At 45.2% G+C, this 19,393-nt stretch carries 17 protein-coding genes; 6 read left to right on the plus strand and 11 right to left on the minus strand.

All coding sequences use genetic code 11. The features are described from left to right. Positions 1 to 37: 37 nt before the first annotated feature. Positions 38 to 1,189, minus strand: a complete 1,152-nt coding sequence (locus tag G9G53_RS11515) for an iron-containing alcohol dehydrogenase (protein ID WP_165147646.1) — start codon at positions 1,187 to 1,189, stop codon at positions 38 to 40. A 254-nt stretch (positions 1,190 to 1,443) separates the two neighbouring features. On the opposite strand from G9G53_RS11515, the gene G9G53_RS11520 reads away from it, so the two are divergent. The 4 genes from G9G53_RS11520 (at position 1,444) to G9G53_RS11535 (ending at position 4,703) form a co-directional block, all read left to right on the plus strand. Further along, complete coding sequence (locus G9G53_RS11520; protein ID WP_165147649.1) at positions 1,444 to 2,478, plus strand: C40 family peptidase; 1,035 nt, start codon at positions 1,444 to 1,446, stop codon at positions 2,476 to 2,478. A gap of 270 nt (positions 2,479 to 2,748) precedes the next feature. Beyond that, positions 2,749 to 3,279, plus strand: coding sequence for a GNAT family N-acetyltransferase (locus G9G53_RS11525; protein ID WP_165147652.1), 531 nt, complete (start codon positions 2,749 to 2,751; stop codon positions 3,277 to 3,279). A 202-nt stretch (positions 3,280 to 3,481) separates the two neighbouring features. Beyond that, positions 3,482 to 3,853 carry an iron chaperone gene (locus G9G53_RS11530; RefSeq protein WP_029514757.1) on the plus strand — a complete coding sequence of 124 codons (372 nt, stop codon included), beginning with the start codon at positions 3,482 to 3,484 and terminating at the stop codon, positions 3,851 to 3,853. Between the two features lie 172 nt (positions 3,854 to 4,025). Beyond that, a complete protein-coding gene (locus tag G9G53_RS11535; protein WP_029514758.1) occupies positions 4,026 to 4,703 on the plus strand; it encodes a tetratricopeptide repeat protein in 678 nt (225 codons plus the stop codon). 102 nt (positions 4,704 to 4,805) lie between these two features. Here the strand turns inward: G9G53_RS11535 and G9G53_RS11540 are convergent, their stop codons facing one another. From G9G53_RS11540 to G9G53_RS11585, 10 genes are all read right to left on the minus strand, one after another. Then, the gene (locus G9G53_RS11540; protein WP_039274815.1) at positions 4,806 to 5,450 is read right to left on the minus strand and encodes a GDSL-type esterase/lipase family protein; all 645 of its coding nucleotides are present in this window, start codon (positions 5,448 to 5,450) and stop codon (positions 4,806 to 4,808) included. Positions 5,451 to 5,521: 71 nt separating this feature from the next. Continuing rightward, positions 5,522 to 5,944, minus strand: a complete 423-nt coding sequence (locus tag G9G53_RS11545; RefSeq protein WP_039274816.1) for a GNAT family N-acetyltransferase — start codon at positions 5,942 to 5,944, stop codon at positions 5,522 to 5,524. A gap of 43 nt (positions 5,945 to 5,987) precedes the next feature. Next, positions 5,988 to 6,542 (minus strand): nucleotidyltransferase family protein, encoded by a 555-nt coding sequence (locus tag G9G53_RS11550; RefSeq protein ID WP_165147654.1) that lies wholly within the window; start codon positions 6,540 to 6,542, stop codon positions 5,988 to 5,990. Positions 6,543 to 6,560: 18 nt separating this feature from the next. After that, entirely contained in the window at positions 6,561 to 7,814 is a 1,254-nt protein-coding gene (locus tag G9G53_RS11555) for an MDR family MFS transporter (RefSeq protein ID WP_029514763.1), read from the minus strand. A 57-nt stretch (positions 7,815 to 7,871) separates the two neighbouring features. Then, a complete protein-coding gene (locus G9G53_RS11560; RefSeq protein WP_029514764.1) occupies positions 7,872 to 9,587 on the minus strand; it encodes an ATP-binding protein in 1,716 nt (571 codons plus the stop codon). A 49-nt stretch (positions 9,588 to 9,636) separates the two neighbouring features. Then, positions 9,637 to 10,701, minus strand: coding sequence for a cobalamin B12-binding domain-containing protein (locus G9G53_RS11565; protein ID WP_165147656.1), 1,065 nt, complete (start codon positions 10,699 to 10,701; stop codon positions 9,637 to 9,639). A gap of 192 nt (positions 10,702 to 10,893) precedes the next feature. Continuing rightward, positions 10,894 to 11,355, minus strand: coding sequence for a MarR family winged helix-turn-helix transcriptional regulator (locus G9G53_RS11570; protein WP_029514766.1), 462 nt, complete (start codon positions 11,353 to 11,355; stop codon positions 10,894 to 10,896). Positions 11,356 to 11,554: 199 nt separating this feature from the next. Further along, entirely contained in the window at positions 11,555 to 12,004 is a 450-nt protein-coding gene (locus G9G53_RS11575; protein ID WP_165147658.1) for a VanZ family protein, read from the minus strand. After that, on the minus strand, positions 12,004 to 12,672 hold the full coding sequence (gene rpiA / locus G9G53_RS11580; protein ID WP_068940619.1) for a ribose-5-phosphate isomerase RpiA: 669 nt from the start codon (positions 12,670 to 12,672) through the stop codon (positions 12,004 to 12,006). Before rpiA ends, G9G53_RS11575 begins: the two co-directional genes overlap by 1 nt. Positions 12,673 to 12,732: 60 nt before the next feature. Continuing rightward, positions 12,733 to 13,203 carry a GNAT family N-acetyltransferase gene (locus tag G9G53_RS11585; protein WP_165147660.1) on the minus strand — a complete coding sequence of 157 codons (471 nt, stop codon included), beginning with the start codon at positions 13,201 to 13,203 and terminating at the stop codon, positions 12,733 to 12,735. A 467-nt stretch (positions 13,204 to 13,670) separates the two neighbouring features. On the opposite strand from G9G53_RS11585, the gene G9G53_RS11590 reads away from it, so the two are divergent. After that, a complete protein-coding gene (locus G9G53_RS11590; RefSeq protein ID WP_029514770.1) occupies positions 13,671 to 15,440 on the plus strand; it encodes a methyl-accepting chemotaxis protein in 1,770 nt (589 codons plus the stop codon). Positions 15,441 to 15,587: 147 nt separating this feature from the next. Then, entirely contained in the window at positions 15,588 to 19,283 is a 3,696-nt protein-coding gene (locus tag G9G53_RS11595; RefSeq protein ID WP_165147663.1) for a non-ribosomal peptide synthetase family protein, read from the plus strand. The last annotated feature ends 110 nt before the right edge of the window (positions 19,284 to 19,393 follow it).

The raw sequence follows: 19,393 nt of genomic DNA on the forward strand, positions 1-19,393 counted from the left end.
CCCTTATAGTATTTAGTAAAATAATTGCATCTTTTATTTAAAGAATTTTCTTAAACATCTCGATAACTTGTTCTTTGCTAGGTATAAACGGATTGCCCGGAGCGCAAGCATCCTTCATTGAGTTCTCGGCAAGCAGATCCAAATCCACTTCATTTACACCTAGTTCAGAAAGTTTGGAAGGAATCCCCACTTCCTTCGACAGGTCTTTGATTCTTTGGATTACATAGTCTGCGCATTCCTTATCCGTTTTCCCCTTATCTTCAAAACCGATGACCTTAGCGATGGCACGAAACTTCTCTGGTACGTGCTTGGCATTCTCCTCCTCCACGATTGGCAGCAGCATGGCATTACAAACACCATGAGGCAAATCGTATACCCCGCCTAGCTGATGGGCCATCGCATGGACGTAACCCAATCCGGCATTATTAAATGCAAGTCCTCCCAGGAAAATAGCGTATACCATTTGCTCACGCGCTTCTATATCATGACCGTTTCTCACTGTACGAGCTAAATGTTTAAAAATAATTTCTACTGCTGCCAACGCAGTTGCATCCGTTACAGGATAAGCACCTGGCGTAACCAAAGCTTCAATGGCATGGGTCAAAGCATCTAGTCCTGTAGCTGCCGTTAACGCGGCCGGTTTGTCTACCATCAGTTCAGGATCATTTACTGAAATCGTAGCTACACTATTCTTATCAACCATAACCATCTTGACCTTGCGGTCTTCGTCCGTAATGACATAATTGATCGTGATTTCAGCAGATGTTCCTGCTGTGGTATTAATGGCGACAATAGGAAGCGATTTATGCTTGGATTTATGGACGCCCTCATACTCGGTTATATGTCCCCCATTGGTAGCAATAATGCCGATTCCCTTAGCCGTATCCTGTGGTGATCCTCCGCCAATCGAAATTAAAAAGTCACATTCATTTTCTTGCAGAAACTGAACACCATCATGTACATTTTTACAGGTCGGATTTGGTTTTACTTCATCGTATACCGCATAGTTCAATCCAATATAATCCAGCAAAGATGTAACCTTGCCTGCAATACCACTCTTCATCAAAAATTTATCCGTCACGACTAGAGCTTTATTTAAATCCAGTTCTTTTATATACGGCCCAACTTCTTGCAAACAGCCTGTTCCCATAAGATTGATAGATGGTACAAAAAATACATGTGCGCTCATATAAAATCGGCCTCCTAAAGGATTCACTTCTTGTTGCCTCGCTAAATCATAAGGGTATTTCTCAAAAGTGAAATATTTCACATGTATAATGTTATCTTTATTTTATTTTGATGTCAACAATTAAACACAGATATTTATTGGTTTTATTTTTGTTTGTTTACGTTTTTCGAATCAGTCCAATATTTGGTATACAACTAATCGGAGACAGCCTCGTACAACTTAGATGAACACATTAACAACGAGGTGATGACAGCATGACAATCAACAAGGGAGTATTGCTGGCTCTACTGGCAGTATCGCTGCTCCAAGCAAACCCGTCGTATGCGAAGTCGGTGCCGCTGACTCCGGTGACGACCGTTTATGTAGATGACCGCCCACTTCAGCTTGCTGCCCAGCCGCTGCTGCTAGAAGGAACAGCGCTCGTCCCGATGCGCCAGTTGTTTGAGGCACAAGGAGCCGAGCTTTCCTGGAACGAATCCAGCAAAACCGTAACAGCTACCAAAAATGAAGCGGTGCTGACCTACCGTATGGGGGAACTTGCTGCCACCTTAAACGGCAAAACGCTGTCCCTGAATGTTCCTGGACAAATTGTTGAGGGCAACACAATGATTCCACTACGTTTTGTGAGCGAGGCACTTGGGAGCACAGTGAAGTGGGATGCCCTGACCCGAGCGATTCGGATTGTCTCCAGTAACGATTTTTTTACAACGGTTCTTTCGGGAGTCAACCTGCGCAGCAAACCGGATTCGTCGGGAGCTTCCCCTTCCCTGCGGCTTATTCCAGCCAACGAAAAGGTTCATGTCATCCGTGAGATCAATGCCCTCTGGTTGGAAGTGCGCACTAAAGACAACCTGACCGGATACATATCGGCTAAACCCAAATACAGCGATTATACCAGCTCATCCCTGGTGGAACGGCAGGGAGATGAACTCATCGCCTACGGAGAGAAATTCCTTGGTACTCCTTATGAATTCGGCGCAGCAAGCGGCCAGACATCGACCTTTGATTGTTCTTCTTTTGTGGGGGAAGTGTTCCGACATACGCTCTCCATCGACCTCCCCCGTGTCTCTTACGATCAGGCTAAAGAAGGCCAGAAGGTCGGGCTAAACGAGCTACGTAAAGGCGACCTGCTGTTCTTCAGCGCACGCGACCTGGAGATCGGCCATGTGGCGATCTATGCAGGGAACAACAAATTGTTGCATACATTCTCCAAAGAACGTGGCGTTCATTTTGACACGCTTGATGGTAAATGGCAGAATCGTTTCGTAACAGCCCGCAGGCTGTTTTAAGACAAACTGGATGGCTAATAATAGCGGGCTATTCCAGTACCACATTCAATATTTTCTGTTTGCATTTTTGCCGGACGCCTCCCTTGCGGTTTGCGTTCAGGTGGCAAAAGGTATTGATTCGTTCCCATTGTTCAACACGTAATTCGATCCTCTTCTCTAGCACTTTCTCTCAAAATCTTGGATCTTCCCCATCAGATCTGCTTAAATAGGATTAATAGAATGTGCAAAAAACACGAATATGTATGCTAATTATAGACAGGAGGAATCGTTATGCAATTTGAGACAAAACGGCTCATCATTCGTGATATTTGTACATCCGATTGGGGAAGTATACATACCTACACGTCATTGCCTGAAGTTACTAGGCACACAGCATGGGGACCCAATACAGAAGAAGATACAAAGGCATATATAGAACAAGTTCTAGCCTCACAGCAGGAAATGCCACGACAAGACTACGAACTAGCCATATGTCTGAAAAACACTGGAATCCTGATCGGCGGTGTTGGTATTCATGTCAAAGATACTAATGCAGAAATGGGCTATATTCTAAACCCAGATTATCAAGGAAAGGGTTATGCAACAGAAGTGGCACGAGCCCTGCTAGGCTTTGGATTTAGCACACTTGATGTCCATCGTATTTATGCAACATGTCGTCCAGAAAATAAGGCTTCTGAGAAGATTATGCAACAGATCGGAATGCAACGTGAAGGTATAATGCGAGAACACTGGTACTACAAAGGCGAATTTCACGATTCATATTTGTACTCTATTCTTTCTGAGGAATATAACAGGACATAAAAGGTATTGTTTACATCTTGGGAAGCATGTTGCTGCGATAAATTGATAGTAAACCATTTTGACTATCTAGTTTGAAAATATATATCGTTGGAAATAGGTGTTGTTAAGAACGTGTCTGAGCCATTCTATGAGGAGTTTTAACGACAAATAGGTTCGAGGAACTTCTCTGAACGATACAATTTTTAATTAAGGAGGGAACAACATGGAAGCTTTTGCAGAATATTTAGCGCATATTGATAACCCCCAACATCGGGCTCGAACGCAAGAAGTATTGGCTTGGGTAACCAAGAAATTTCCAAATTTAATGCCAAAAATTGCGTGGAATCAGCCTATGTTTACGGATCACAGCACATTTATTATTGGCTTTAGCGTAGCCAAACATCATTTGGCCGTTGCCCCTGAAAAGGCAGGGATTAATCATTTTTCTGAGTTAATTGTGCAGGCTGGCTATGATCACACCAAGCAGTTGGTACGTATCCAGTGGGATAGTCCAGTTGATTTCTCATTACTTGAGAAAATGATCGAGTTTAATATTTTGGATAAGGCAGACTGTTCAACCTTTTGGCGGGAATAAAAAAAGGTTCCTTTTCTCGTAAAACTATACACCGAGCATCACAAATAAGTGTTTTTCTTCTCACCCCCTCTACCATCCTTCGAAATCTCATCAGGCTAATGCCCCTTAAAGCGGCCTTATGCTATAATGTGGAAAGTATGGATTGTTACATGCACAGGAGGATTGGAGAAAAATGATTGGGAAATTTTTAATTTTCTCTCTACTATGGAGTTTGCTCGGCAACCCGTTTCTGGCACTGCTCGTACTCTTAATCGTGATCTATATATTGGATCGTAGCTTTGTCGGTGTATTGCCCAGCATCAGCAAACCATGGAAAAGAAGACGCAATGCCGCTCGATTGCGCCAACAGATTGCGCTAAACACCAACGATGTGGCTGCTAGGTTCGATTTGGCTCGTATCTGGATCGAAAGCAAGAAATATCCGCAGGCTTTGGAGCTCTTATTGGAAATTCAATCCCGTTATGAAGACTCAGCAGACTATTGGAACGCACGGGGAACGGCTGAAGTACATACAAACCATCTGGAGGATGGAGAACAACATTTACTAAAAGCACTGGATATTAACCCGCGGGTACAGTACGGTGAGCCTTATTTGCATTTAGCCGCTGCTTTCAAGGAACGTGACGTCAATAAGTCGCTTCATTATCTGCAGCAATTTCAGGAGATTCAGTCTTCTTCCAGCGAGGGTTATTATCTGACAGGCTTGATGTACCGTATGCTGGGACGCAAGGATGAAGCCACTATAGCCTTTAACCAGTCCATTGCCGTCTATCGCTCTCTACCCAAATACCGCAAACGAAGTGAGCGCAAGTGGGCTGCGCGTAGCTTATTTCGTAAATCAATCGGCTAAACAGCGCCTACTAACGCAAACAAAGAGGTTCATAATGGTCAGTTTCTACTGTCATCATGAACCTCTTTCTTTAATATACTTTGTCTGATCCAAAGCATCCTCTCACGCTCGCCTTAATGGCGCATAACCAAGCCGATTCAACTCTTCCGCAATCACGCGATAACCACGACTGTTCGGATGCACCCGGTCTAACGAAAGTAGTGCCCGTTCATAGCCCTCAAATGCGGGATAAATATTCGCCACCCGGTAATTCGGTCCGCCTAATGTATAGAGAAACGAGTTGTACTGACGCACATATACTCCCGCCTCCCTTACTTCTGGAAAAGGATTATATAATCCCACCATTCGAATGATAAATGGCTCACGCTGACCGGACTTTATCTGATACAGGGCATGTACAATTTGGCGTACATGTTCTTTTGTGTGATTCAACGCTTGTGGAATGGAAGAACCCGATAAGCCGGACCCTCCAGCAAGGGCGCTGATGTATGGGCGCAGATCATTCCCGCCGATCGTTACCGTTATAAGTTCAGCCCGGCTGATCGCCGACCGAAAAAGTGGATTGTTGCGGACCATGGACAGCAACTCCTGCGATGTCAGCCCGTTAATTCCCAGATTCTCGTAACTGACTGGCGTACGCAGATGTCTTTCTGCCATTCGCCGATAGATAGGTACAAATCCGCCGCTCAGCAACGTCCCTGCACCTGTTGTTAAAGAATCTCCAATCGCTGTGTAGTGGTACGCCAATGAAACCCACCTCCCTCTTTCTGCATAACATATCTTATGTAGAAAGAGGGACGCGGGACCCGGAGATTCGCTTATTCTTCGTCTATTTCATATACACAATGGAATTGCCCACCATCCGGCAAATCCTCTGATCCATACACGGCAAAGCCCACGTTGCGGAAAAAATCTGCCCCCTCCGCATCCGTGTCCACAGTAAGCCGTTTTGGATTACGCTCCTGAATGAGCGTAAGTAGCATACCTCTGGCATATCCTCTATGACGGTTTTCAGGCAACACGGCCAGATGGCGAATTACAGTTGTTCCATCCTCCTGGTCCTCAAAGCCGACAATACCTACAATAAGTCCTTCATCTTCTACACCGAACAGCTTCCAGTCATCCGAGGCTTGATAGGTACGTAAAACTGCTTCTCCGCGTTCAGGGTGATCCAGCACGGCGTAGGTTAACAGCTCCAGAACTTCCTCACGATCTGAATCTATTTTTATATTTTTAAACATTGTTTGTCGTCTCTCCTTAATATCCTAAAATTAGGATTTCACTCTAATTCTCCATAATAAGCAACGGCCAGTTATCAAGCCATTGCTTCTCAAATACACGCTGACGATAAGCCGTTGTGTGACGAAACAAAGGGCTTTGTCGTACCCGCATATCCAGCAGATCTTCCAATCCATGCGGACAAATGACCTCTATTTGATCCTTGTCATTCAATCTAACCGCCACCGCCGTTGCCGTCTCTGGCCAGCGGCTCATCGCATCCTCTACCGAGGAATAAGGAGCCTCCCCGTTGCGAAAATGCATCCGAGCCTGATTTTTGACAGACCAATTACGTCCGGCCTGCTTACGGTTCAAGGACAACTCTAGATACTCATCTCGTTCCTCTAGCGTGTTTTTCGGGTCAAAATAGATAACATCTATATCGTTTAAAGGTGTAGCCGTTGTATACCCATGGAGCTTGTCCCAAACGCGGTTACGTACATAGCCTGCGGCAATACATCCTTGCGGCAACTTCAGCTCTCGCACATAGCGCAAGTCTTCCATTACCTGCGGATCATTCATATATTGTATGACTCGTAGCACATCTTCTTCCGACTTCATCCTGCACTCAACTCCCTTTTATGATGACAGTTGCTGCACCGATTCTCCTCCTTGAGCCGCGATCCGTGCTGTACGCTGCACCAGGCGGCGGCGTGCGACCAGAAGGAACGGAATGCCAATCACAACCGACAGGGCAACCGGAACAAAAACAACAAGCGGCGCCGTTTGACCATAGATATCCAGCAACCAGCCACCAAATAAAGGAGCCAGCACGCTTCCCAAATTATTAAATCCGATTGTACCGAAGTAGGTCCCTTTATATTGAGCATCTGCAATTTGGTCAATCAATACGTCCAGCATCGTGAACAATAACACTTCACCAACCGTAAACAGCACCATATCCAGTATAAACATCCAGCCTGAGTTTAGCATACCGCACAGCAACAAGCTGACCGCAATACATATATTCCCTGCAATCAGAGAATTCACCGGGGAAAATCGGCTTGCCAGCCGCACCAGCGGATATTGAAATGCCAATACACAAACCGCGTTGACCGTCAGCATATATGTAAACCATCGAGTTCCTTCCGCGAAGGATAAGGACAAGAATTGAGGCATTGTGGAATTGGAATGCGCATAGCCCATCACACAAAATACCGTTCCCAGCAAAATCGGCATAAACACCGGATCACGGCTGGCTGTACGGAATGCCTCAGCCATTCGCAGTGGAGCCTCTCTCGCCGTTGTACCTATATGCAGATCCGATGCATAACGGGCAAATTGGATCAACAACAGTACTCCGTATAGTGCGTACACACCAGCAGCTACCATGAACGGCGTACCATTGGATGCAGATCCTAACATCAAACCAAGCAACGGCCCTGCCACTACCCCAACATTAATGGCCGCATATCTCATATTATAGATAAGCAGTCTTTTCTCCTTGGGGGTTACATCTGATAACAGCGCCCGCGAGGTTGGCTCGAACAAGGACCTGCACAGTCCATTTAGAGCATTAATGACAAAAAAGGCCCAGGCCGCTTCCGCCAACGCAAAAGCAACGAATACAAGCGCCCAGCTCGCAATGGACACCAACATCACCTTACGCCGTCCGATTCGATCTGAAATATATCCACCGTAAAAGCTGGCAAAAATGCCGACCAACGAGCTTACCGACACGATCACCCCCGTATGAAAGGGGGACACTCCTAAACGGGTGGTAAGGTAAATTGACAAAAACGGGATACTCATGGATGTCGCCATCCGCCCGAAAATAGTACCGACAATAATCGTCCAGGCCAGCGGGTGAATGGAACGCAACTGTTCTTTCATATATGCCTCTTACGTTCTCCTTCCGCGTGCAAGTCTAATAAGGGGGGGGAAAACGGTCTAGCACTGGTGAATATAGCGTTCCAGTTCTAAACACGTTGCTTGATAGACAGATTGGAGCGCAGACAACTTCGCTTTCGCATTCTCGAGTCGGTTCTCCCGTGCAAGCTGTTCAATATCCGACAGCAACGAGGACAAACGCCCGACACCCAGACTCACGCTGCCTGATTTCAACTCATGAGCAGCCTCTACTACTTTTGTGACTTCGCCCACAGCAGCCAGTTCTCTTAACTTATTGATTTTGGCAGGTGTATCACTTGTATACATTTCGACCAATGACTCCAGTAGTGCCGTGCTGCCATCCTCGTCCAGCAGCATAATTTCACGTATAACTTCCTTATCCAAAATCGGCTCGGTTTCCGGCTTTGGAAGCCATTTGACAAGCTTTTCAGAGAGCTTTTCAATCGTTACTGGCTTTATCAAGTAATCGTTCACTCCAACCTCCCGGCCCCGTGCCTGATCCTCCTCAGACACATTCCCGGTCAAAGAAATGATCGGTACAGGTGGTTGCTGGTTTTCTGCTTCCCGCTGGCGGATCGCTTTTGCCGCATCATGACCATTTAGCAGAGGCATGTAATGATCCATTAGAATACAAGCGTAGGATCGTTCGGAGGCCGCTTTTACAGCAGCTTGTCCATCCTCAGCAAAATCAATATGCTGGAATCCCAAATGGTTAAGCTGTAATTGCACCACCTGACGATTTACCCGATTATCCTCAGCCACCAAAATAGTTAGAGAATGACTATGCTCACGCAGCAACTCGCTAAATACCTTTAAATCACCATTTTCACGCTTCTCCATTTCGCCTGCCTGCTCCAATCCTTTCATGAGGGGAATTTCAAACCAGAACGTGGAGCCTTGGCCTTCTGTACTGACGACCCCAATTTCTCCCTGCATGAGTTCCACAAATGAACTGCATATCCATAGCCCTAGACCCGTTCCTCCATATTGGGAGGCGCTGCCTTCACCGGCTTGTACATAAGGCTGAAACAGCTTATTCTGATCCTCCGGTGAAATCCCAATACCCGAATCCTGCACCTCAAACCGAACACGTTGGGAGTCTTTTGTTTCCTCCACTAATTTTGTTCGAATGATGAGCAATCCTTCACTCGTAAATTTATTCGCATTGTTCAACAGATTGAGCAAGATCTGCATGATCCTTGCCGAATCTCCCTCCAGATGCTCTGCCACACCGGTATCGGTCTCTATACTCAACCGGTTACCCATCTGATAGATTTGCGGCTCCAACAACTGAGCAACATGGCTCATAATCGCCTGAACTCTGACGTTTCCGATCTCCAGTTCCATCTGTCCTGCTTCCACTTTGGATATATCAAGCAGATTATTAATCATGTTCAATAACAGGGAGGCTGACTCACGTATCACACCGATGGCCTGCCGTTGATCCGGGGAAAGTTTGGATGAACCTAACATTTCGATCATTCCAAGTATTCCGTTCATTGGCGTTCTGAATTCATGACTAACCACAGCCAGAAAAGTGCTCTTTAGGTCATTAGCCCGTACCGCTTCTTCCTTCGTCCGTGATAATTCCGCATTGCTTTTGGCAAGCTGACGCTGCAGATTAACCAGCTCGTTGTTCATCGCTGAAAATTCATTCAGCAGCTTTTCTTCCTCAGCCTTGCTTTTCACTATCTCATCCGTTAATTGTTCGACCGTTTTCCGCAGGACAGCCATTTCTGCTGTCGGTTCCTTCATATTAAAAGGCCCCCTTTACAAAATGACTTACAGGTTCACAAAACTAACCTTATTTCCTGAGCGAAAGTAAGTCACCCGCAACCTCCAGCGCTTCTTCCGCATCTGGCGCGTATCCGTCCGCCCCTACTTCTTGCCACAAGAGGGAATCGAGATTAAAAGGCAAGCCTCCGACCATAATTTTCACATGGCTAGTCGTTGGGTCTTGCCGAATGAGAGCAATTAACTCTTTCACTAGATGGACATGGTAAGCCATGGTAGCTGAGATAGCCACTACATCCGCCTTGTAACTCACAATGGCCTGAAGCAGACTCCGGTTAGGTACATTGGCGCCTAAATAATACGTATCCCAACCATCCATTTCAAATATATCAGCCAGCATACGCACTCCAATTTCATGCTGCTCGCTGCCTACACACGCCGCCACTAGGCAGCGTTCCTCACTTCCACTCCCCATCCATCTAGGGTACAGGCTGGAAATAATAAATTGAGTCACGGCAGTGCAAAAATGCTCTTGACCGACGGTGATTTTGCCTTCATGCCATAGACGGCCTATTTCATATTGCGAAATTTGAAAAATATATTTATAAGTATGTTGAATAGAGATACCCTCATCCAGCAAACGAACGATCCAATCCAAAGCCTGTCTGCGATTACCTGAGAGTAAATATTCCAAATATTGAGCCACGTCAGTAGCATAGGGATTATTACCTGTAATAAAAGAGGCATACTCCTCTTTCTTTCCAATTTGCTGTATCCCCAAATCCAGATGCTCCAGCACCATGGTTTTATCCGTATGGTCGAAGTGCTCTACCAACGTCTCCTGAATTAATCTGAAATTAATGCTCAAATCTTCTTGGGTTATGCCGAAACCCTCCAGAAGCTTTTTTAACCAGGAAACATACTGTGTAAATAAAATAGGGCTGTTCATGATTACACTTTCAGCCAAATAGTTCAAACTATATATGGAATCTTGTTTTGTCTTTATTTTACCGTTATCCCCAAAACGCTGCAAAAGATCGGGCTGTAATTCGTATTGCTTATGGGTAACTAATTCAGCCAAAGCTCCTGCTTGCATCAATAGCGATTCACCTGCGGTATATTGCTGTATACTCATGTACAGCTCCTTCCCCGACAAGGTTTTGTATGTGGAACAGGTACTGGGGATTTGTTCCGGACGTGACTATTAGACAATTATACCTGATTTGCGTCCCTACATTAACCCTACTCCCCCATAATACGACAAAAAAATAAAATACCGAAAAGTCGGTATTTTATCTAAAGCAGATTTAACCTGTACATGCACCATTTATGATCCGTTACTCTTCTGCCCCTCAGCCGTTAGTCCAAGCTTTTTTAACAGATGAATAGCCTGCTCCTTCTCTTCCACAGATAAGCCATCCACGGTCTCCATAATGACACGATGATGCTGCGGGAATATTTGCTCAAAGAAGTGACGTCCCTCATCAGTCAATTCTGCATAAATCACACGCCGATCATCTTGCGAAGCACGACGGGTAAGCAAGTTTTTCTTCTGAAGTTTATCGACCACGTACGTAATATTCCCACTAGAGATTAGTACCTTTTCTCCAATTTTCTGTAAAGGCTGTGGCCCCCGATAATACAGCAGATCAAGCACACCAAATTCTGTTGTATTTAATCCATGACTATGAATGTCCCGATTCGTACGAGACGTGACCGAATTATAAGCACGAGCCAGAACAACGAACAAGTTAAGTGCTAGGTCCTGATCATCTGGTTTTACAGACATATTAACAGCCTCCGTTACTCATATCTTTATTCCAAGATATCTTAATTGTGCGCTTTTGTCAAGTTTAAGCGTTCCTCCCCCTACTCCTACGGCCTAAAAATGGAGGAATTGTCGTCTATTATGTGAAGATTACAGTTCATTATGTAAAAAAAGTCCGCTCTCAGCCAGTCTTAACACACTGATTCAGAGAGCAGGACGATTATATTGCAATCCCTAACTTCTTACGTAAAAATACGTAGGCAATACGGCCGCATAATACTCCCAGAACATTCAGTATGATGTCATCCACATCCATTGTACCTGCGCCCAGCAGCATTTGGGACACCTCAAGAATGACCAGTGCGATCACTATCGTTAACAACAGGCTGCCTATACTTCGCATGGACACCCAAATGATAGGCACAAGGATACCGAAGGGAATGAATACGCCAATATTACCGAGCAAATTAACACCCCATACCCGAAAAGGAAACGACTCCATTGCCCGCCAGTATTGCCTGATCGTATCAAACGGCACAATATTATACGAATACGGGGGTCCTGGCCGTAATGTACGACCAAAACCGAGAAACATCCAATATAATAGAAGTCCTGTATATAAAATCAATAACACCAATGCCACATGATGAAGCAGACGGGTCCTAGACATTACTTGTTACGGACGTCGATCTGTCCATTGGCCCGTGCGATAATCACCTGGTCCGCCATATTAATGAACAGTCCGTTATCGACTACTCCCGGAATTTGGTTCAAGCGGATTTCCAACTCCTGCGGATTCTCAATCGTACCATAGCGACAATCGGCAATATAATTACCGTTATCCGTAAGGAAGCGCTCGCCGTCTTTCATACGCCACTCCGCTTTGCAGCCCGTCTGCCGCAAGGCCTCCAACGTCCATTCACTGGCAAAGGGTACGACCTCAACGGGTAAAGGAAATGCACCCAGTACCTTCACATCCTTGGACTCATCGACAATAATAATTAATCGGTCGCTATTGCTTTCCACAATTTTCTCTCTCAGCAGGGCTCCGCCTCCACCTTTCACCAGTACCAGTTGCTCGTTCACTTCATCTGCACCGTCGATGGTAACATCAAGCCTTCCAATCTGATCAAACGGAATGATGGGAATTCCCAGCTCCCTGGCCTGATCTTCCGAGGCTTGGGATGTAGCTACAGCCTGTATATGTAATCCTTGCGCTACACGCTCACCAATTTTTTGAATAGCCCAAAAGGCTGTCGAGCCTGTACCAAGTCCTACTTTCATACCGTCCTGAATCGCCTCAACTGCTTTTTCAGCCGCTTTTTGCTTCAAATTCATTATCATCTCTCCCGCTATATAGGCTAGTATTGATCATCATCCATTTTATAAGAGAACGCTTTATATTAACAGAGACAGCTTTTTACCATAACAAAGGCTGTTTTCATCGTGTTCATACTCCCCAAATCGTTCAATAGGTTCGTATCCCCGCCTGGTATAGAGAGCAATCGCTTCAGGTTGAGCCGCTCCGGTCTCCAGTTTAATCCTTACCACTCCCCGTTTGCTGGCTTCCTCTTCCAAAAAAGATAATAGGTTCACCGCAATTCCTTGTCTGCGATAAGAGGAATCGACATAAAATCTTTTAAGTTCCATTTCTTCCGCACCTATAGGCCTAAGCCCTCCACAAGCCACCGGTTTTTCGTCCACATACACAACAGCGAAAAACATTTCTTTAACTTTCGGATTGGAAAAATCAACCAAGTAAATTTCATCGGCAGGATACCTTTCCAGCAAGTCCTCATCCAGCCTTTGAATCAACTTATGCAGATCCTCGTGATTACTCTCAACCTTTAAAATCGTAAGCTTGGACATTCTTCTTATCCCTCTTCTCTTTGCATGGATATAAAGACTCATTTGCAAACAATTCACAAAAACCGCGATAAATCAAGCATTTCCAACGTTAAATATGAAAAATGTCCCAAATTGATAAGTGCATTTGACTCTATTATAAAGTATGATGGTTTCTGTTGAATAGTTGCTTATGGACTGTAATGAATTCAAATTTCAAGTTGAAGTATAAATTGGAATATACTGAAACACAGACAGCGTTTACCTATTAAAAATTAATTTTTTATTGTGTAAGGTATTCATTTCAAGGGCTTTTCGTACGACATATATATAGGGATATCATACTTGTCTGTAAAAGGACTTAAGACCTATTACATAAAATTCAAGGGTCTATGATCTCGATTATTTTGTTTGTAAGGGGGACTTGATTATCTCATTCGATAAGCGGTTCAACACCATATACAAAAAATACAACCAGGGAGTGGAACATTTTGAAAAAGTGGAGTAGCTTATCATTCTTCACCAAAAACCTATTATTATCCTTCTTCAACATCGTATTGATTGGGCTAGTTCTTATTGTGTCCAGCTATTTGATCCAACGTACGATTTTGATAGACCAATTGCATGGGCAAGTGGAAAAAATCACATTGAAGTGGGCCCAGGGCATTAATTCCGATGAAGTAACCCAAGCGGTTCAAGAGAAAAATTATGATGGACCCATTCAAACCAAACTTCGCGCGTACCTAGATAACATCATGGCGACGAATCCGAATATCTCTCATGCCTATATTTTCGGGACGGAGCTCGAAAATGGCAATCTGACATCTATTGTGGCGATGCCAACGGATCTCAGAGAAGCATTTGAAAAAGATAAGATGCTCGTTGGCTCTATGTATGAGCAACCCAATGTCGTGGCAGTAGGCGTAACCGGTATGCTGGACAGTGGCAAACCAACATTCACCAGCTTCTACGATGATACTTTTGGTACATGGACGACTTTGATGACTCCGATTAAAGATCCAAGTGGCAAAATCTTTGCATATTTTGCAGTCGATGCAGATGCCGGTGCCGTACCTGCAGGATTGACCAAGCTGCTCATTAGCGGCGCTACCATTTTAGTGATTTTCCTACTGATCTGCCTGGCGCTTCAATATTGGGTTGTGAAACGTACGCTGTCCCCGATTAAGCAATTGATGTACGGTATCAGCGAAGTAAGCAGAGGAAATCTGGATGTTCAAATTCATGCAGGTCATGATGATTTAGGACTCGTAAATCAGAATTTCAACGATATGGTAAGTCATATTAACAGCATTATGACCAAGGTGAAGCAGACAACTGATGAAGTCAATGAATCCGCCAAAGAATTACTCGCAATCTGCGAACAAAACGGAATCAATTCCAACATCATCAATCAAAATATCAGTGAAATCACGGAGAATATCCGTTCGCAGGAAAAAGCAACAGGCGATAGTGCACGTGCCATGGCTGAAATGGCTTCGGTCATTCAAAATATTGCCACGAGTTCTTCCAATGTTGCGGAAGAAGCTAATTCGGTAGAGAAACGCTCTAACGAAGGCAACGAGATTGTAAGTAAGGTATCATCCCAAATGCACTTGATTACCGATACAGTAACCAATACTTCCCGTATCATCAAGTTGCTGGACAGTCGTTCGCAGGAAATTGGCAATATCATCAGTACCATTTCAGGCATCTCCAGTCAAACCAACCTGCTCGCTCTGAACGCTTCTATTGAAGCTGCGCGCGTTGGTGAAGAAGGTAAAGGCTTTGCCGTCGTTGCCAGTGAAGTACGTAAGCTGGCAGAACAATCTGCGGAGGCAACCAAACAGATTACATCACTGATTGAAGAAATTCAAAATGAAATCGGACAAGCTGTGAAGTCGATGGAGCAAGGAAACGTTGAAGTTCAAAACGGAATCGTCGTTGCTGGACAAGCAGGCGTGCTGTTCAATGATATTCTTCAAGCAACTAAAAATGTAGCATGGCAAATCCAAGAAGTATCCAGCGCTACTGAGCAAATATCTGCGGGTACACAGGAAATGACAGCGACAGCAGACGATCTTTCTTCCACTGTAACCAAAACAGCCAATAACAGTGTTCACATTGTGCAAACGGTGGAGGAACAAAAAGCTTCTTTGGATTCGATTATTGATTCATCCCATAAATTGACATCCATGTCTGAAGAGCTTCAAGAAATTACATCTTATTTCAAAATTGCAGACACCAACCGTAGCAAATCATAATAGCCATTTATCGACTTAAAGTTAATTTCATAAGTAAATCATTCATTCGGTAATGCCTCCCTCCTGTTCATGCATTTGAAGGGATCGGAGGCATTTACTGAGTTTACCATTTATATTAAGACATCATACATTCAGGAGGTTAGCGTAATGGCTTCATTACTACAAAACAGTACACAGACAACCCCTTCCCCATTCCTAGTTCCCTTGGATTATGCACGTATACAACGCAAGCATACATCCTCTACTTATCAAGTAGAGTTAGAAGCGTCCATCTCGGAACAATTAAATCAGCAAAAAACTGCGGGAGACAAACAAGCGTTGCTCTTATCAGCATATACTGCATGGGTATATCGCCTTTCCGCAGAAGAAGAAGTTTCTTTTTCTACTTTCGTGCCACAAACTGGTCTGCTTACAGCTTCGCTGACAGTCGAAAAGGAAACGACTTTTCATGAACTAGCAGACTTATTTCAGGAGATGCTCCGTGAGCCAAGTGCATACCTTGCGGAACCACAAGCCGATACTTCATTTTCGACAAATCTGCCTACGGACAGCGGTGTAGAATCCCGTATTATGGATTGGGCTGTCAGTGAACACAATGGCGCTTATCAAATACAGATACGATATGATCAATCACTCTTGCTGGAAACAACGGTTGTCCGATACGCAGAATACTTTGAAACCCTTTTGCGTGGCGCGCTAACCAACAGCCATGCACCTGTGAATTCAATTGATATATTATCGGATGCAGATCGAGCTGCTCACGAAGCTTTAAATAATACAGTCGTGAAATATCCTGAGCATCAAACTATTCATGGAATGTTTGAGGAGGCGGCTTCACAATACCCTGATCGTCCGGCTATTGCTTCCCACACTGGAGAGTACACGTACCGTGAGTTGAACGAACGCGCTAACCAAGTCGCACGTGTCTTGTTATCCAAAGGTCTTACCAAAGGTGAATTCGTGACCATCTTCATGGAACGGAGCTTAGAGACCGTTATTTCACTGCTTGGTATCCTAAAAGCCGGAGGCGTATATGTACCTGTTGATCCCGCCCACCCCGCTGACCGGAGTAGCTACATTGTCGAAGACACGCGTTCTCCTTTTGTATTAACAACTTCCGCACTTATGGAACAAGCGACTGAACTGTGCGGTTCTATTGAAACGGTAAAAGAAATTTTAGCTATTAACGGGCCGCTGGCAGGCTATGCTGCAAGCAATCCGAACGTTCGTGTAAGTCCGGATGATCTAGCTTATGTCATCTATACATCCGGCTCTACAGGCAAACCGAAAGGTGCCCTGATCGCTCACCGCGGTGTTGTTAACCTAGGAGCTGTCGTGCAACGCGATTGCGACATTACACCTCAGGATGTATTGACCCAATTTGCAACCTACAGCTTTGATGCATCCGTTTGGGATACCATTGGAGCCTTGTTTTACGGTGCAAAATTGTACTTGCTGTCTTCTGAAGAGCGTGTATCTGTTGAAGAATTCGCTGAAGCCATTGCACGTACAGGCACGACGATTATTACCATTTTGCCAACTGTATTCTTTAATCAGCTATCTACGTACTTGTCAGACGAAGGCTATCGCAAACTCGCTAATGTACGGATTGTTACTGTAGCAGGCGAAGCGCTGTACGGCTCCCAAGTTCGAGCGTTCCAAAGCAAATTCGGTACAGATACCGACATCGTAAACGTATACGGACCGACCGAATGCACCGTAGCGACAACGACCCATCGGGTCCGTGGTGCCGTGCCTGAGCATGTCGTCAATATCCCGATCGGCAAGCCGATTTACAATTACAAAGTGTATATCGTTAACGATGATAACAAGCTCTGCCCAGTCAATATTCCGGGTGAAGTATGTATTGCTACTCCTGCATTGGCCCATGGTTATCTCCATCAGCCAGAACGTACAGCGCAATCGTTCGTGGACAATCCTTTTGTTCCGGGTGAAAAAATGTACCGCTCGGGTGATATCGCCAAGCTGCTGCCAGACGGTACGATTGAATACGTAAGCCGCAAGGATTCGCAGCTCAAAATTCGTGGAAATCGGATTGAAATCGGAGAAATTGAAGATCATTTTTCCAAACATCCAGGTGTTCAGGACGTTGCTGTGGTAGCCGTCAAAGATCACACAGATCAGAACATGCTAGTTGGCTATTTCACCACTTCGGATGGACAATCCATTCCACAGGACGTTATTCAGTCTTATATTGGGGGCAAGCTACCTTCTTATTTTGTACCGAGCCATGTCGTTCATTTGGAAGCTATGCCAATTTCACCAACTGGCAAGATCGATCGCAAAAAGCTGGCCCTGCGGCCACTGCCGGAAGCGTCTGATCTTTCATTTGGCGGGGAACCTCTTCGCGAAGGAACCGAAACACTCATTGCCGAAGCATGGACTCAAGTGCTTGGTAAAAATAACATTGGCGCTACCGATGATTTCTTCCTGATCGGGGGCGACTCGCTTCGTGTCATTCATGTGCTGGCTATTCTGAAGCCACGTTATGGCGCGCTGCGCATCGGAGATTTTTTCCGCTACAAAACCGTTCGTGAGCTTGCTGAATACGTGGAACAATTAGGTACGGAACAAACGCAGCAACGCAAGCCACTCGCGATTCCTCAAGAAAAAATGGATTTGAATGAGCATCCTATTGAGCTGTCTGATGCTTCTGACTTAGCTGAAGTCCGCGACTTGCGCGTGATTTTGTTGACTGGAGCTACAGGCTATCTGGGCTCGCACATTTTGTATGACCTGCTTCAACGGACAGAAGCCAAAATATACGCGATGGTACGCCCTTCTCAGGACGGTCCATCTGGTATCGAGCGTATTCAGTCCGTATTGACGGGATATTTTGGACATGATATCTCCAGCTTGATCGAAGGACGAGTGAAGGCTGTCTATGGGGATCTGGAGCAAGCTGATCTGGGTCTCTCTTCTGTCGACCGCCATATGCTGGAGCACCAAATCGACGGCATTATTCACAGCGCCGCTGACGTACGTCATTTTGGTGATTCGGCAGCCTTCGATCGCACGAATGTGACCGGAACACTGGAACTGTTGAAAATCGCTCAAGCCAAGCCAGGAGTATCCTTCCATCATGTCTCCACTATGGGAATACCGGAGGATCTTGCTAACGAAGGAAAATGGGAGTCGGCATTGGAGCTTTCTGCCTTCCCAGACGAACTGAATGTGGACAACCTGTACACGAATAGTAAACTGGCTGCGGAGAAGCTGTTGTTCCAAGCAGCTCAAGCGGGTACGCCTGTCTCGATCTATCGCGCGGGTAATTTGACAGCCCATTCGGCCAACGGACGCTTCCAGCGAAATATTGATAGCAATGCTTATTATCGTATGATGAAGGCGATGCTGCTGCTGGGCAAAGCGCCACAAGCCGATTGGCATACGGACTTCACACCGATTGATTACGCCAGCCGTGCTATCGTAGAGCTGTCTGTTCATCAAAAAAGCGCAAACCGTATTTTCCATATCTGCAATCCGAACCCACTGCCATATGATGAACTGATCGCTATGGTAAACCAACTCGGTTACGCAGTAGAAACCCTGCCTTTTGACGATTACAGCGCCTGGTTGCTAAATCCGTCTTCCGGCATTCAGGAGGATGCACTTCACCTTGCTATGGGACAACTAGAAGGTGACGGAGCCAAGGATTCAGCTTACCGTTACGGATGCTCTGTAACCACAGCTCTGCTGGAACAAGCTGGCGTTCAATGCCCGGCAACCGACCTGAATTTTATTCGGAACATGATCCAGCATGCCGTCGAGATCGGTTACTTCCCGACCTCTTCACCGGTATCTGTAAAAGCTACACAGAGGTAACAAAGTTGTGATATTTCCCCCGCGTGTTTTCGGTATGATAGACTAGATTTTGCTAGTTTCATATCTAGTATAAACCTCTATACTTTCAGAATTTTTTTGCATGCGGGGGA

Origin of the sequence: Paenibacillus sp. EKM206P, assembly GCF_011066155.1 — a bacterium.
In the GTDB taxonomy this organism is placed as follows: domain Bacteria; phylum Bacillota; class Bacilli; order Paenibacillales; family Paenibacillaceae; genus Paenibacillus; species Paenibacillus polymyxa_D.